Source organism: Rhizobium sp. BK060 (genome assembly GCF_014193145.1).
GTDB lineage: Bacteria > Pseudomonadota > Alphaproteobacteria > Rhizobiales > Rhizobiaceae > Rhizobium.
This window is the reverse complement of the sequence record NZ_JACHYW010000010.1, coordinates 1-14,279: the sequence shown is the minus strand read 5'-3', so window position 1 is coordinate 14,279 and position 14,279 is coordinate 1. Positions and strand designations below refer to the sequence as shown.

The window sequence follows — 14,279 nt, the reverse complement described above, 5'->3', positions numbered from 1 at the left end:
GCGAATCGAATCGAGCGTTTTCTCGTGGGGGTATTCTATTGAAAGCGGACAAACAGGCCGGGAGTGCTTCCACTTCGGCGCAGGTTGCTGCTGCTGGCTCACCCACCCAGCACGACGTTGCAAAGTTCGCCAACGTTTCACAATCGGCTGTATCGCGTGTCTTGTCGGGCGGCTCAGTTTCCGAACCGCTGCGCAAAAAGGTTATCGATGCATGTGAGAAGCTTGGCTACGTCGTTGATCTAGGAGCGAGAGCCTTAGTGCGCGGCTCCTCAAACATGGTGGCCGTAGTGGTCGCCAACATTATGAATCCATTCTATCCGTATATCTTGGACAAGCTTACCCTGCGGATTCAGAGCGGCGGGTTCGAGGTCCTCCTCTTGAACGCGTCCGGAGGCCGCGATATCGATGAACTGGTCCCGATCGTCCTGCAGTACAAAGTTCGGTCTGCTATCATCATGACCTCATCGCTGTCATCAAGGATGGCGAAGAAACTCGAAGAGCACAAGATTCCTACGGTCATGCTCAACCGGTATTCGACGATCAGTTCAGGCAACTCTGTGGCATGCGACAACCTGGCGGGGGGCCGGCTGGTAGCAGATGAATTCCTTAAGCGTGGTTTCAAGAGCGTCGCATACGTGGGAGGTGCCGCGGGATCGTCTACTAACCTGGACAGGCGCAACGGATTTCTCCAGCGGCTAGCCGAGGATGGCGCACAGCCAGTCGTCGCACTAGACGGCGAATTCAATCATGAATGGGGTTACAACGCCGGACGAATGCTACGCCACTACCAAGGCGTCGAGGCAGTTTTCTGCGCCGACGACGTCATTGCCATGGGAGTGATAGACAGCCTCAAGGAACACGGCCTCTCGGTCCCTCAGGACGTCTCGGTAGTAGGGTTCGACGATATCCCCAGCGCGGGCTGGGCCGCCTATTCGATCACGACGATCAAGCAGCCCGTCGACGACATGATCGAACAGACTCTGAAAATCCTTGAGAGCGAAGACCGGGCCGGGAATTTCGAGGTAAGGATACCTGGAACCCTGATCGTCAGGAGCTCTTTCAAGCCGCTATGACAAGATAGCGGCTCTGACGATCAGCTATTGCTTTCTAGATTTTGCCATTTTTCATCGCCGAGCGGATTTCTCCACGGGACAATCCGATATCGCTCAAAGACCTGTCATCAAGAGCTCTCAGCTGGCGGATTGCTCGTTCGCGGGCGGCGAAGTCGTAGATTTTCTTTCTGATGGACATCTCAAATCTCCTTGTTCGATGCCCATAAAATACGCACTCGTGAGGCTATTTTGAATGCAATTTATCGAATTGCTGCTATGCACAATTGCCCGAGCAGCGCATTTTTACGGCAAACGCCTGGAAAGATCGCGTGCAGGCTGATATCTCATCGCCTTCGGAGTGACCGCTGAGGCAGCGAAGAGCGCGACGAAAACGACGGTCATCCCGTTTCGCAATCCGTAGTGCTCGCCGAGAAACCCGAGCATCGGCGGCCCGACCAGGAAAGCGATATATCCTAGCTGGGCTACTACCCCCACTTTTACGTCCCCATTCGTTTCCTCGCCAGCAATCGAAAGTGTCAGCGGAAAGGCAAGCGCCGCACCCGCGCCCCACAGGATGACTGCGAATCCCGCAAGCTCTGGCCAGGGCGCTAGGACGACAATCGCGAGACCGATGGCACTGACGAAAACACTTAGACGCAGCGCAGTTTCCTTCTTCGCGTACCTTAGAACCACCGGACCGAGGAAGCGCCCTATCGCCATCGCCGAGGCGAAGCCAGCGAAGCTCGCCGCGCTTAATGTCTGGTCAAACCCGTGACCATCGACGAGGATGAGAGGGAGCCAGTCGTTCGCGGCACCTTCCGCTAGCGCGGCAGCCAAGACAACAAGGCCGAGCGCGATCAAACGTCCGTCTCGCAGCAAGGACTTGAATGGCAGGGATTGATGCGGCTCATCCGAAGACTTGTCAAAACCTTTTGCAGGTATTCGGCGCAGAGCAAAGATGCACATCGGTATGCAGATGACGGTTATCATCCAGAGGTGCATCTCGACCGGGATATGCATCGCGTTAAATGCGATGCCCGTGACCGCGCCGACAACCATCCCGAGGCTGTAATAGCCGTGCATCGTCGTGAGGATAGACTTCTTCAAGATTGCCTCGAGCGCCGCGGCCTGCAGATTCGCTCCGATTTCCAGCGTCCCCATTCCAGCGCCGACAAGCACAAATCCAGAGAAGGCTAACCAAGCGTACCCCACGTGCGAAGCGAGAGCGATGACACAGAGACCAGCCAGAGAGCCCCATCCCCCAAAGCCGATGATGGGCGTCGTTCCAAAACTTCTGACAAATCGAGGTGAGAAAAAGACGCCTGCAAACGCCCCTACCGACATGCCGAACAGAACGATGCCCATTTCCTGGGTTGACGCAGTCAAGGCGTCCCGTATTCCCGGCGTCCTGGATGCCCACGTTGATATCACCAACCCTGGCAGACCGAAAATGATAAAAAGCGCGCGCCGGTGAGCTGAATGTTGAGTCATGCTACCTCAAAAATTGTTGTCCGACTTCTAGCGCGACTTGAAAGAGCTGTGAATACGTATTCTAATTTAAATCGCAGTGAGTTTTTTTGCGAGAGGCAGAATGCGGACCTTGTTTCCAAATCAGCGGCGCGCCGTTATTGAAGGAAGATTGAAATCCGGAAACGCTGTGATTGCCGCGGAACTAGCTGCCGAATTGGAGACGTCCGAGGACGCCATCCGCCGAGATTTACGGCAGCTCGCCGCCGCTGGTGTTTGTACGCGCGTCTATGGCGGTGCAGTTCCAGTTACCCCCGCATTCAAAAGTTTTGATCAGCGTAACTTGGTTCAAGGGGTCGCCAAGTCAGCGTTAGCCAAAAGCGCGGCAAGACTGATAAGGCCGGCGGAGTTAGTCTTCCTCGACAGCAGCAGCACCAATTTGCGGATGATTGAGTACATCGATCCCGGCGTACGGGTCACCTTCGCGACAAACTCGATTCCAATTGCCGCGGCGCTCTACTCCAAGAGCCTCACGCTATTGCAAATAGGCGGATTGGTAGATTTGGATGTGGGTGGCTCTGTCGACGCCGGTGCCGTCGCGTCGATTGAGAATATGAATATCGACCGGTGCTTTCTTGGCGTATGCAGTGTTTCAGCGAAAACTGGCATCTCTGTGGACCGCCAAGACGACGCAATTTTTAAACGCACCCTCATTAAAAGAAGCCTCCTCAAGATCGTTTTGGTGCTGTCTGACAAGCTCGACATGCACGCGCCTTTCCGGGTCGCAGATGCCACAGACATTGATCTTGTGATCGCGGAGGAAGATATTCCAGACGCAAGAAAGAACGATTTGATCAAGGCGGGCTACTCGGTCCAGCTTGCCGGCTGAGCGGTCTGCGTCATACTGCGTCAACAAGCGCTATACTGCGAAATTGACCACTCAAGAGGAGCTCAGCATCATTCGTGAATACGTATAACGCGTGACGGAGGAGCGAGCGATGTATAGGATGCAGTTGGCGTTGGGTTACATTTCCCCGACCTACTTTACACGCGAGCCCTATTCGCAATCCCTCCCTCCCCGCATTCAGGATGATGAGGGGGCCTCCGCGACCAAAATCGGAATCGTTCAGTGGATTAAATCCCTGTTTTCCGCGCGACACTAGCCCGTCATCAAGACGCGAAGGGCCGTTTCGTGCAATTTTGGATTTCCTGAAGCAAGGACAGCGCCGCCTGCTTCAGGACGACCACCGCTCAACGTCGTGATCACACCACCTGCTTTTTCTATGAGCGGAATGATGGCTGCAATGTCGTACGGCTGCAGATTGTATTCGAGCGCGAGATCGATACGTCCTCCCGCGACCATTGCAAACGCGTAGCACTCCCCGCCGTATCGGGTCATCCTTACGCGTGACTCGAGCAGCGTGAAATCTATTGCCGGGTAATTTCGAACGTTCTCCGGCGAGTTAGTGTGCAGCTTAGCATCGGCCAACCTTGTGCAATCGCTTGCCCGCAGTTGGTGGAGTGATTGCGGTGATCTCAGCCAGGCTCCGGACTCGTCCGCATAAAATCGCTCACCGGTCAGCGGTTGGCTCATCAACCCGAGTTGTGCACGGCCATCCACGAGTAGTCCGATAAGCGTACCCCAGACCGGCAACCCGAGCAGGTAGGGTCTCGTCCCGTCAATCGGGTCGAGTACCCATTCGTATAGACCCGAGCCGAGCCTGCCGAACTCTTCTCCCATTATCGCGTGGTCGGGGTATTTCTGCGATATGAGGTCGCGCATGACACGCTCCGCTTCCCGATCTGCATCGGTGACCGGATCGAAACCGAAACCTTCTTTTGGTTTGCTGTCGGCGACTAGATCGGCCCGGAACCGGCTCATTGTCTCCTTATCCGCCAAGTCGGCCAGACGATGCAGGAAGTCGATAGGCGGTAGGCTCATCTTAGCGCTCCGTTTTGGTTAAAGGTGCTATCCAGCTCGGTTCTGGAAGGGACGCATGCCGTTGTCGTGTCGGATATGATCAGCGCCCTTTTCCCCGATCATGATAGCGACCGCGTTTGTGTTCGACGAGACAAGGTTTGGTCCGACCGAGTTGTCACAGACGCGCAGTCCTTGCACTCCGTGTACCCTCAGATGTGTATCGACGACAGCAAGCTCGTCTTTTCCGATCTTGCAGGTTCCCATAGGATGGAGCGCCGCGTGCGCCTGCTTTCGAACATACGCGAGGACGTCATCCTTGCTCTTCCCGCACGCCGGTGCATATTCCCGTCTAAGGTGTTTGGCGATTACAGGCTGCGACATGATTTCGCGTCCGAACTCGATGCCCTCGCACATCACGCGGACGTCGTAGTCCTGTTGGAGGTAGTTAGGTTGAATGACGGGGGCTGCGAATGGATCAGCACTGGAAACCGTGATCCGGCCAACGGATCTTGGCCGCGTCTGGCATATATTGAGTGTCGTGCCATTGCCCCCCGGAACGGTGTCAACACCTTCTTCGACGCCGGCGCCCGGCATGAAGCAGCATTGGAGGTCAGGCCTGTCTTCATTTAGCGATGAGCGGAAGAAGGCTCCTCCTTCCACAACATTCGCTGTGCAAGGACCTTTTTTGAAGAACAGGTATTCAAGGCCAGCAGCAATTTGCCAGTGTGGTTGTTTGTATTTGTCGTAGCTGAAGGGGCCATTCACTTCGTGGATGATCGAGACCTCGATATGGTCTTGAAGATTTTGGCCAACGCCGGGCAGGTGCTGCACTACCGGAATACCGGCCCGCCGCATCATTTCCGCATCGCCTACCCCCGATATCATCAAGAGCCGCGGGGTATTGATTGCTCCAGACGAAACAATCACTTCCCGCGAAGCCCGGATCGTGGCGCGGCCAGCTTTCCGCTGAACTTCCACCCCTACCGCGCGCGTTCCTTCGAATAGGATTCGTACAACCCTGGTTCCCGTCATCAGCTTCAGGTTGGGTCTTCTTCTCGCCGGAGCAAGGTAGCTCACGGAGGTGCTTCCGCGCCTGCCGTTACGGGCGTTGATCTGGTAAAGACCGCAGCCCTCCTGGTCTCCGGAATTGAAGTCCGGGTTGTAGTCCAGGCCAGCCTGCTGGCACGCCTGAACCCAAATTTTGCTCATGGGATGAGTAAACGTCTGGTCTGAAACGGGAAGCGGACCGTCTGTCCCGTGAAGCTCGTTAGCGAACCGATCGTTCGACTCACACCGCTTGTAATAGGGAAGCACCTCATCCCAGCCCCACCCCTCCGCGCCGGCCTCGACCCACTGATCATAATCGCGCGGCTGACCGCGCAGATAGACCATTGCGTTCACGGAGCTTCCGCCGCCGAGTACTCGGGCCTGAACCATGGTGGGATTAGGTGCACCCACATACTCCGGCGATGTCTTCCAGGGGTATCGAGAAACCAGTTTTCCCTGTCCCGTCTTATAGTATGTCACGGGAAGATGGATCCACGGACTCCAGTCACGCGGTCCCTCCTCCACCAGCAGAACTGATACAGAGGGATCTTCCGTCAAGCGAGCCGCAAGCACGCAGCCGGCTGAACCACCTCCAACGATCACGAAGTCGAACATGAACCCCACCATTATTTATTGGCAGCCGAGCCTCTCGCCCGCAGGGCGTCTGGCGCATATTTCGCCGCCCACGCAAACCAGGATCGCGCTTCCAGGCGTGATATTGATGAGTGCGTTCGTTCCCAACAATTTCGCAGTCGTAGGTGTTTGTGGCGCAGTCTTGCGCACGATGTTACAACCAATTGCGCCAGATCAGGGTTTCGGACCGTTGAACAGAACTGCGTCCCGACGAACGATCGATACCAGCGCGTCCACGGCCACGCGGACGCGGGCTTGTTGTCTCAGGTCGTCGTGCACCGAAAGCCAGTAGCTTCGGGTTAGCTGGAAACTATCTTGAAGAAGCCGTTCAAGACGGCTTTCATCCTCCACCATGAAAAACGGAAGGATGCCGATTGCTTGGCCCGTTTCTATGATGGATTTCTGCGCGATGATGCTCGTGCTCCTCAGTGACGCTCGCAGTTCGTAACCTACGGCGTCGAGGTAGTCGAGTTCTCGCGTGTGCAGGAGTGAAGGGATGTACCCGCAGATGCGGTGGTTTGCCAGTTCAGCCAACGCGTCGGGCCGACCGATTTCCTCGATGTATGATGATGAGGCAAAAAAACCGAGGGAGTAGTTTGTCAGTCTGCGCGTCGCAATGTTGCCGCTTCTAGGTCGATCGAGCGTGATTGCTACATCCACTTCGCGTGACGCAAGCGAATAATTCTGCGGCAGGGCCACAAGCTCGATTTCGAGTGAATCGTAGCCAGAGCGAAGTTCATCTAGCCTCGCGCTCAGGTAAGACGCTCCAAATCCCTCTGGCGCGCCCACTCGGACGAAGCCGGAAAGCTCTCCTGCGTCGTCAGCGACGCTGCCCACCTCCCTGAATAGTATCGCTTCCATACGCGACGCAATCGAAAGCAAAGCGGTTCCTGACGCGTTGATTTTCAACCTTCGTCCCGCGCGGTTAAAGAGCTTGGCACCGACCGCGTCCTCTAGCCGTGTCAAACGACGGCTGACGGTCGAATGGTCGAGATCCAACAGTCGGGCAGCCTCGTTGACTTGTCCCGTCCTGGCGATGTGCAAAAATACCCTCAGATCGTCCCAGTCCATTCCAACACCTTTTTCCGCACATTTTATCTGCGTTTATTCGGATTGTCTCGAATTCCAAAAAGGATCATTCAGGCCGTAGAGCAAAACGGAGGAAGCCTCATGACATCCTACAGCTACGTCATAGTGGGCGCTGGCACAGCGGGCTGCATCCTTGCCAATCGTCTGTCAGAAGATCCCCGAAACCGCGTACTGCTCCTTGAAGCCGGCGGCAAGGACAACTGGATCTGGTTCCATATTCCTGTGGGCTACCTGTTCGCGATTGGCAACCCTAGAGCAGACTGGATGTTCCGCACCGAAGTCGAAGAGGGGCTCAATGGAAGATCGCTCGCCTATCCGCGAGGAAAAGTGATCGGCGGCTGCTCCGCGATCAATGCCATGATTGCGATGCGAGGACAATCAGCCGACTACGACGCGTGGCGCGACCTGGGCCTTGCCGGCTGGGGATGGAAGGATGTGCTTCCCGTTTTCAAGCGTCTTGAAGACCACTTCCTTGGGGATGGCGAGTATCACGGAGCGGGAGGGGGTTGGCGAGTAGAAGCACCCCGCATTTCCTGGCCAATCCTGGACGCGGTTCAGAAGGCTGCAGGAGAAATCGGGGTTCCGCCCACATCCGATTTCAATCTCGGCCAAAACGACGGGGCTGGATACTTCCATGTCAATCAAAAGCGAGGACGCCGTTGGTCCTCGGCACGAGGTTTCCTCAAACCCGTCCTGCACCGCAAGAATCTCACGCTCGAGACCAACGTCCTGGTAGACAAGCTTGAGATAAAGGATGGTCGCGCAGTCGGCGTGCGCTATCGCCGCGCGGACGGTTCCTCTGCGATCGCCGGCGCCGACGCGGAAGTCGTCCTAAGCGCGGGTGCCATCGGCTCAGTTCAAATACTTCATCGGACCGGGATCGGTCCCGCGGAGTGGCTCTCCGAAATCGGCGTGACGACGTTGCTGAACCGCCGGGGCGTTGGCCGTAATCTGCAAGATCATCTGCAGCAGCGAGCCATCTACAAGGTGCACGGCGCAAAGACGCTTAACGACAGCTACCACAACCTCGTATCGAAAGGTATGATGGGGCTGGATTACATACTCCGACGCCGCGGCCCACTCACCATGGCACCATCGCAGCTCGGTATCTTTACAAAATCGGACCCCTCTCAGGAGCGGGCTAATATCGAGTTCCACGTTCAGCCGCTTTCGCTCGACAAGTTCGGCGATCCACTCCACCGTTTCTCGGCGATCACCGTTGCGGCGTGCAACCTCAGACCGTCGTCCCGCGGGTATGTCAAGACAACGACGACCGAGCTCGACAAGCCCCCAATCATCAAGCCGAACTACCTTTCGACCGAAGACGATCGACAAGTCGCCGCGGATGCGATCCGCGTCACTCGCCGACTGATGCGCCAGCCTGCGTTGGCATCTCTTCGACCCGAGGAATATTTGCCGGGTCCCTCCGTCGGAGACGACGATGCATCTCTTGCGAAAGCCGCGGGCGACATCGGCACCACGATTTTCCACCCAACAAGCACGGCGAAAATGGGTCTGCGTGATGACCCGGATGCAGTGGTCGACGAGCGCTTGAGGTTTATCGGCATAGATGGTTTGCGGGTCGTCGACGCTTCGATCATGCCCCTCATCGTTTCAGGGAACACCAATACTCCCACGGCCATGATTGCCATGAAGGGCGCCGATTTGATCCTCGAGGACAGCAAGAACGCAAGCGCCGGAAGCGTCGCTAGAATGGGTTCCGCCTAACTGCGCGAGCTGGCGGAAAGCGGCCGCCCGGATCTGAATTGTTTTGGAGGAGGATATTTTGGAAGACGGGATCATTGAAGTGGCGTTTAACCGCTACACCGACGCGCTTGGATCTGTAGACGTCCGAGGGGAAGCCTACTACGGCTCGCAGACTGCTCGAGCACTCGAAAACTTCCAGATCTCAGGAATCCAAATCGGGCATTATCCCGCCCTTATCCAAGCGCTCGCGTACGTCAAGAAGGCGGCCGCGTTGGCGAACCAGGAAATCGGCGATCTCAGTCCACAAAAGGCCGCGGCAATTATTTGGGCATGTGATCAAATCTCCGAAGGAAAATACATCGAACAGTTTTTATTGGACGTGTTCCAGGGTGGCGCTGGAACATCGACCAACATGAATATGAACGAGGTCGTGGCGAATGTGGCACTGGAGAAGCTGGGCGAACGCAAGGGAGCGTTTCACGTCATCCACCCAAACAACGACGTCAATCTCTCGCAGTCAACCAATGACGTTTATCCGACAGCGATCAGGCTATCCATTCTTCTAAGCTACGAGGCACTGTCAGATGCCATAGAAGGCCTAGCGGCAGCCTTCGAGGCCAAAGCTGTTGAGTTTGCCGACGTTCTCAAGCTCGGCCGGACGCAGTTGCAAGATGCCGTGCCGATGACGCTTGGCCAAGAGTTCAAAGCTTTCGCCGTTACACTCCGCGAGGACGTTCTTCGCCTAAAGGACTCAGCGGATTTGCTTCGGGAGATGAATCTGGGGGGCACCGCAATCGGAACTGGAATAACGGCCGATCCTTCGTATTCAGCCCTGGCCATTGCCAAACTGGCCGAGGTGTCCGGGGTGCGGGTCGTACCCGCTTCGGACCTTGTAGAGGCTTGCTGGGACACAGGCGCCTTCGTGCTCTTCTCAGGAACGTTGAAGCGCACGGCCGTGAAGCTGTCCAAAATCTCCAACGATCTGCGGCTTCTTTGTAGTGGGCCCCGCGGCGGCTTGGGGGAGATATCGCTCCCCGCGGTACAAGCCGGCTCATCCATCATGCCGGGAAAAGTCAATCCGGTCATACCTGAGGTCGTCAACCAAGTCGCGTTCCAGGTCATTGGCGCGGATCTCGTGGTCACGCTAGCAGCGGAAGCAGGGCAGCTTCAGCTGAACGCGATGGAGCCCGTTATCGTCTTCAGCATATTGCAATCCATGACCTTAATGACCAACGCGATCCGGGCACTCACCGAGAAGTGCGTCGTCGGCATCACCGCGAATGAGGAGCGCTGCCGCCAACACCTGGAGGCTAGCACGGCATTTGCCACGGCACTTACGCCGATCATCGGCTACGAGCTGGCCGCGCAGCTTGCGAAAGAGATACTTGCAACTGGGCGCGGTTTACGCGAGCTCCTGAACGACCAGGGCTCGATCTCAGCAGATCTGCTTGAGTTGGTTCTGGACGTCAAGTCATTGACCAAGCCCAGCCGCTTTCGCCCCGGCTGACCGTCCACAGCTGAGCTGAAACGTTGCGTCGAAGCGCTTCACTAAAATCGTGGGTGCGCAATTGCGGCTCTAATCCCGCACGCTACGTCAGGTTCCTTCGCCGCCTCGACCTTGGAACGCCATGAACCTGAAAGAGCTCTCCTCGCTTCTCGGTCTATCCGCAACAACGGTGAGCAGGGCGCTGAATGGCTACCCGGAGGTAGCGGCGGCGACACGACGAAAGGTACTGGCCGCAGCTGCCGAAACCGGTTATCAGCCCAGCCAAAACGCGCAACGTCTGGCGGCCGGTCGCTCGAATTCAATCGCCGTGGTTTGGACATACTCGCGCGACGCCTCGGAACGCAACTTTGAAATGGTGCTCTTCCGAGCGCTGACGGAAGCCTCCGGAAGATGCGACTTGCATCTCGTATCGGTTCCCCCCGGGTCCGATAACGGGCTGACGCGCGTGAGACGTCTACATGCGTCAGGAGCGATCGCCGCCGCGTTTTTCATCAATCCAGTCAATTTCCCAGCGTTTGTGGGGGACTGTTCGTTCCCTATTCTGGTTTTCGGCCGACACGTAGGCTCAACAGTAGGTGTTTGCTTGGCAGACATCGACTATCGCGCGTCCGCGTTGAAAGCAGCGAGGTTCCTCTTGCAGCTTGGCCATACGCGCCTCGGCGTAATCAGCAGGGGAAGGGAGACGATGCATCGCGAGATCCTGCAAGGCGTAATGGAAGCCCGCCTATCTTGGTCGGGAACCAACGGGAAAAGCGCAGATGTGTCTGTCGTCGAAGCAAGGGATTTTGGAGACCTCTTGGCCAACTCAGTCAAGGCGCGGCCGTCGGGTATACTCTGCAGCGACCACCACTACGCACGCACATTCTTGCGAGATGCGGAGACCGCCGGCCTAGTGGCCGGAAAGGACATTTCAGTTATTGCCTACGACAATGGCGCGCCATCCGCGGATGCTGAGGTGCCGGTAATAACAACTCTCAAACTTAACCTCGATAGTTCAGCGAGGAGCCTACTGGAGTTCCTAAAAGAGCGGATCGCTGAACGTGCCGCGGTGCGCCAGGTGCCGCTTCTCCTCAGGCCCGATCTTATTCTAGGAGAAACGACGGCGCCGCTCGCTCCAGAGCCACGCGTCCAAGCCGGCGTTCAACGATGACCGCCTTTACGCAGTCCGTTGATCTTTTCCAGACGTGCTTTCACGCGCCCACAATCCAACAGGTCCTGCGTATCAGCCGGATAGCGACGCCGCCAGTTCGGATGTTCGTCGATAGTGCCGGGCACATTTGTCTGCTCGCGCAGTCCCGCTAGGTCCTCGAACGGAAAAACGCAGAGCGCCGAGTTCGATCGGGCTACATGGGCAAGAGCGGCATCAACAACGATGTCAGTATCCGCGGGTGATGGTCTCGGGTCTGGCTTGCCAAAAGTGGACCACAGCAGCCCACGGTCCCAGGCACGGGCGTGTTCCTCGGCGGTCCTGTCGGTGCCGGATGGGAAGCGGTGCAGATCTTCCGACAAAGCAATGTCGTCCCCGCGCCACCAGCCAGCCACTGTCGGGGTATCGTGAGTGCTTGTCGTTGCCATGCTAAGTGAGTCGTAGCGCTCAGGGCCAACAAAGCCGTTGTCCAGCGCTCGCTCGAACCACATCACCTGCATACCCATCAGACCCCGCGCCGCGGCATCCAGAGAAAAGTCGATCGGCTTCGTGCCGAGATCTTCACCGATCACAACGGCATCTGCGAGATACGCTTCCAGGCAAACCAACCGAACAAGGTCGGCATACGGGTATTTAAGATATGCTCCCTCAGTCGACTTGCGACCTTCGGGAATAACCCAAAGCCTGGCGAGCCCGAACACGTGGTCGATCCGCAATCCGCCAGCCCCTCGAAGGCTTGCGCGGAGCATCTCGATGAAGCCTTTAAACCCGCTTCGACGGAGTCCCTGCGGTGAGAAAGTTGTCAACGACCAATTCTGTCCAACCGGCCCTAGTGGATCAGGTGGCGCTCCTATCGTAAGGTCGCGCAACATTTGATCACCGAGGAGCCATGTGTCGCTTCCCTGTGGATGAACTCCGATTGCGAGATCGTTGATTATGCCGACTCGCATGCCCGTATGGACTGCGAGCTCCTGGATGCTGCTGAGATTCTGGGTTGCAAGCGTCTGAAGGAAGACGTGAAAATCGACCTCGTCGCGACGTTCCCGCGCGAAACGCTGCACCTCCTCACTCGTCGGCCGCTGATACTCCAGTGGCCAGTTCCTCCATCCCACCAAGCCCTGTTGCCGAAAATGGGAATCCAGAACTTCGAAAACCGCATGGTGATGCGTTGTCTCGTTCCGCTTTGCGACATCCTGCTCGCTCAACCTATCTCGCTGACAAGCTTTGAAAGCTTTGTGCAGCTCTTGCATGCGATATGGAAGGCCAAACTCCCAATCGATTAATTCGGAAGGCTCGTGAATGGTAGAGACATCCGCCGCGGGGTTAAGATTGGGCTCAGCCAGATAGGAGTTAACGTTCAGTCTGCTCGAAGGGGAGTATGGGCTGAAGCCTTTGCCATCTTTCGAAAAGATCGAGTGCACGGGGCTGATCAAGATGGCGTCCATACCGGCACCCGAAAACCGCTCTACACAGTCGTACAGATCACCAAAATTGCCGAAAGACCGCGACGTGGCGCTGCGAAGAGCCGGAATCTGCACGCACACTCCCCAACACCGCCCAAGTGCGAGGTCAATGTTCTTCTTGAAGCTCGCCGGAGAGACCGCCAACCTGAATTCATGACCGTCAACGACGACATCGTAGTAGCCTGGTGCCGGGACCGGTGGGAGGTTGATCTCTACGGGAAAATCCCGGTGGCCTCCACCCTCCCCTCTCAGAGTCCCATGACGCGGAAGCACCACACGCGTCGGAATTCCCACTTCCGTCGTGACAAGGACAGGCGCTACGGCGGCTTCCCGCTGACACCTCTCGACACTGTTGGCCGTTTCCCTGTCAGTGCTGCACGGATATCCCAAAGCCGTCGCGATCGCAATCAAAGTTGCGTCGGTGACCTCATTCATCTCGCCATTGACGTCCCGCCAGGCACGCTCAATTCCGAGGTACGCCGCTAGACGAGCTAAAGCGGTTTCATGCTGATCTGCGACTTGCATGACGCGGGTCCATTGCGGTGTTAGCCAGGGCAATGTTACCCTTTCAGGCAAACGGTTTTAAGCTCGTCGGGGGGAAAGTAAACGTTTTCTTGACCCGCTTGCTCGAATGAGGTTCAGTCCTCTTCTAATCTGGAGCGAACGCGTTGACAACGATGTCTGCCTTATTCTCCGACGTCGACGGAACCCTACTTACGGGCGATTACGCATTGCCGCAAACTATTGTCGAGGCATTTGCGCTGCTGCGTAGGAAATCTATCCGGCCGGTTGTAGCGACGGCCCGTTCTCCCAAGGGGGTCGCCGCAGTATGTAGCGCTTTGTCCGTCGAATATGCCGTTTGCTTCAACGGGGGCTGGGTCGGTCGTCCTCTTCATGGCGAAACCCTGGCCTCGCAGACAATCCCGCGGCAGATAGCGTTGATGGCAATGTCGGAAGCGAGGAGGCTAGGTCTTTCCGCAATGTGGTATACCGCCGATGGCATCTTCACGGATCGAAAAACACCTCTGAGCGAGCGCGAGGCGATTATCACTGGAGAATCAATCCATCAAGCATCCGTTCAGGGGGATCTTCCCGAAGAGCCGTTCAAGATCATGTGCGTCAAGGATGGGGCAGATGAGACAGGGTTCGACGTAACCGACCGATTGTTACCGCGGAGATTTCGCTTTGAAGCGGGCGACCAGCTCCTCGTCGTCGACAAAGCAGTCGAGGAAGTCGTTCCATTCGT

The 14,279-nt window shown here is 56.8% G+C and carries 11 protein-coding genes and 1 pseudogene; 6 read left to right on the top strand and 6 right to left on the bottom strand.

Annotated features, from left to right (window positions below):
* Window positions 1–38: 38 nt before the first annotated feature.
* Complete coding sequence (locus FHT71_RS12790) at window positions 39–1,073, top strand: LacI family DNA-binding transcriptional regulator (RefSeq protein ID WP_183719847.1); 1,035 nt, start codon at window positions 39–41, stop codon at window positions 1,071–1,073.
* 34 nt (window positions 1,074–1,107) lie between these two features.
* Here the strand turns inward: FHT71_RS12790 and FHT71_RS12785 are convergent, their stop codons facing one another.
* Window positions 1,108–1,251: a DUF1127 domain-containing protein gene (locus FHT71_RS12785; RefSeq protein WP_183719844.1), complete on the bottom strand. Its 144-nt coding sequence runs from the start codon at window positions 1,249–1,251 to the stop codon at window positions 1,108–1,110.
* Window positions 1,252–1,355: 104 nt separating this feature from the next.
* Window positions 1,356–2,543, bottom strand: a complete 1,188-nt coding sequence (locus FHT71_RS12780) for an MFS transporter (RefSeq protein WP_281412149.1) — start codon at window positions 2,541–2,543, stop codon at window positions 1,356–1,358.
* 100 nt (window positions 2,544–2,643) lie between these two features.
* On the opposite strand from FHT71_RS12780, the gene FHT71_RS12775 reads away from it, so the two are divergent.
* Window positions 2,644–3,408 carry a DeoR/GlpR family DNA-binding transcription regulator gene (locus tag FHT71_RS12775; protein ID WP_183719838.1) on the top strand — a complete coding sequence of 255 codons (765 nt, stop codon included), beginning with the start codon at window positions 2,644–2,646 and terminating at the stop codon, window positions 3,406–3,408.
* A 270-nt stretch (window positions 3,409–3,678) separates the two neighbouring features.
* Here the strand turns inward: FHT71_RS12775 and hisN are convergent, their stop codons facing one another.
* From hisN to FHT71_RS12760, 3 genes are all read right to left on the bottom strand, one after another.
* Window positions 3,679–4,461: a histidinol-phosphatase gene (gene hisN / locus FHT71_RS12770; RefSeq protein ID WP_183719835.1), complete on the bottom strand. Its 783-nt coding sequence runs from the start codon at window positions 4,459–4,461 to the stop codon at window positions 3,679–3,681.
* Between the two features lie 27 nt (window positions 4,462–4,488).
* Complete coding sequence (locus FHT71_RS12765) at window positions 4,489–6,102, bottom strand: GMC family oxidoreductase N-terminal domain-containing protein (protein ID WP_183719833.1); 1,614 nt, start codon at window positions 6,100–6,102, stop codon at window positions 4,489–4,491.
* A 192-nt stretch (window positions 6,103–6,294) separates the two neighbouring features.
* Complete coding sequence (locus FHT71_RS12760) at window positions 6,295–7,191, bottom strand: LysR family transcriptional regulator (protein ID WP_183719830.1); 897 nt, start codon at window positions 7,189–7,191, stop codon at window positions 6,295–6,297.
* A gap of 99 nt (window positions 7,192–7,290) precedes the next feature.
* Here FHT71_RS12760 and FHT71_RS12755 point away from each other — a divergent pair, with 99 nt between their 5' ends.
* From FHT71_RS12755 to FHT71_RS12745, 3 genes are all read left to right on the top strand, one after another.
* Window positions 7,291–8,937 (top strand): GMC family oxidoreductase N-terminal domain-containing protein, encoded by a 1,647-nt coding sequence (locus FHT71_RS12755; protein WP_183719828.1) that lies wholly within the window; start codon window positions 7,291–7,293, stop codon window positions 8,935–8,937.
* A 58-nt stretch (window positions 8,938–8,995) separates the two neighbouring features.
* Window positions 8,996–10,423, top strand: coding sequence for an aspartate ammonia-lyase (locus tag FHT71_RS12750; RefSeq protein ID WP_210294158.1), 1,428 nt, complete (start codon window positions 8,996–8,998; stop codon window positions 10,421–10,423).
* A gap of 121 nt (window positions 10,424–10,544) precedes the next feature.
* A complete protein-coding gene (locus FHT71_RS12745) occupies window positions 10,545–11,573 on the top strand; it encodes a LacI family DNA-binding transcriptional regulator (protein WP_183719825.1) in 1,029 nt (342 codons plus the stop codon).
* Here FHT71_RS12745 and malQ read toward each other — a convergent pair.
* Window positions 11,564–13,558 carry a 4-alpha-glucanotransferase gene (malQ, locus tag FHT71_RS12740; RefSeq protein ID WP_183719822.1) on the bottom strand — a complete coding sequence of 665 codons (1,995 nt, stop codon included), beginning with the start codon at window positions 13,556–13,558 and terminating at the stop codon, window positions 11,564–11,566. The genes FHT71_RS12745 and malQ overlap by 10 nt on opposite strands.
* Before the next feature lie 152 nt (window positions 13,559–13,710).
* Between malQ and FHT71_RS31610 the strand changes: the two are divergent.
* Window positions 13,711–14,091 (top strand): annotated as a pseudogene (locus tag FHT71_RS31610) (HAD hydrolase family protein); the annotation flags it as partial.
* Window positions 14,092–14,279 lie beyond the last annotated feature (188 nt).

Excerpts from the sequence above, each read along its gene's own strand:
- FHT71_RS12785 (WP_183719844.1), bottom strand. The coding sequence starts at position 1,251 with ATGTCCATCAGAAAGAAAATCTACGACTTCGCCGCCCGCGAACGAGCA.
- FHT71_RS12780 (WP_281412149.1), bottom strand. The coding sequence starts at position 2,543 with ATGACTCAACATTCAGCTCACCGGCGCGCGCTTTTTATCATTTTCGGT.
- FHT71_RS12775 (WP_183719838.1), top strand. The coding sequence starts at position 2,644 with ATGCGGACCTTGTTTCCAAATCAGCGGCGCGCCGTTATTGAAGGAAGA.
- hisN (WP_183719835.1), bottom strand. The coding sequence starts at position 4,461 with ATGAGCCTACCGCCTATCGACTTCCTGCATCGTCTGGCCGACTTGGCG.
- FHT71_RS12765 (WP_183719833.1), bottom strand. The coding sequence starts at position 6,102 with ATGTTCGACTTCGTGATCGTTGGAGGTGGTTCAGCCGGCTGCGTGCTT.
- FHT71_RS12760 (WP_183719830.1), bottom strand. The coding sequence starts at position 7,191 with ATGGACTGGGACGATCTGAGGGTATTTTTGCACATCGCCAGGACGGGA.
- FHT71_RS12755 (WP_183719828.1), top strand. The coding sequence starts at position 7,291 with ATGACATCCTACAGCTACGTCATAGTGGGCGCTGGCACAGCGGGCTGC.
- FHT71_RS12745 (WP_183719825.1), top strand. The coding sequence starts at position 10,545 with ATGAACCTGAAAGAGCTCTCCTCGCTTCTCGGTCTATCCGCAACAACG.
- malQ (WP_183719822.1), bottom strand. The coding sequence starts at position 13,558 with ATGCAAGTCGCAGATCAGCATGAAACCGCTTTAGCTCGTCTAGCGGCG.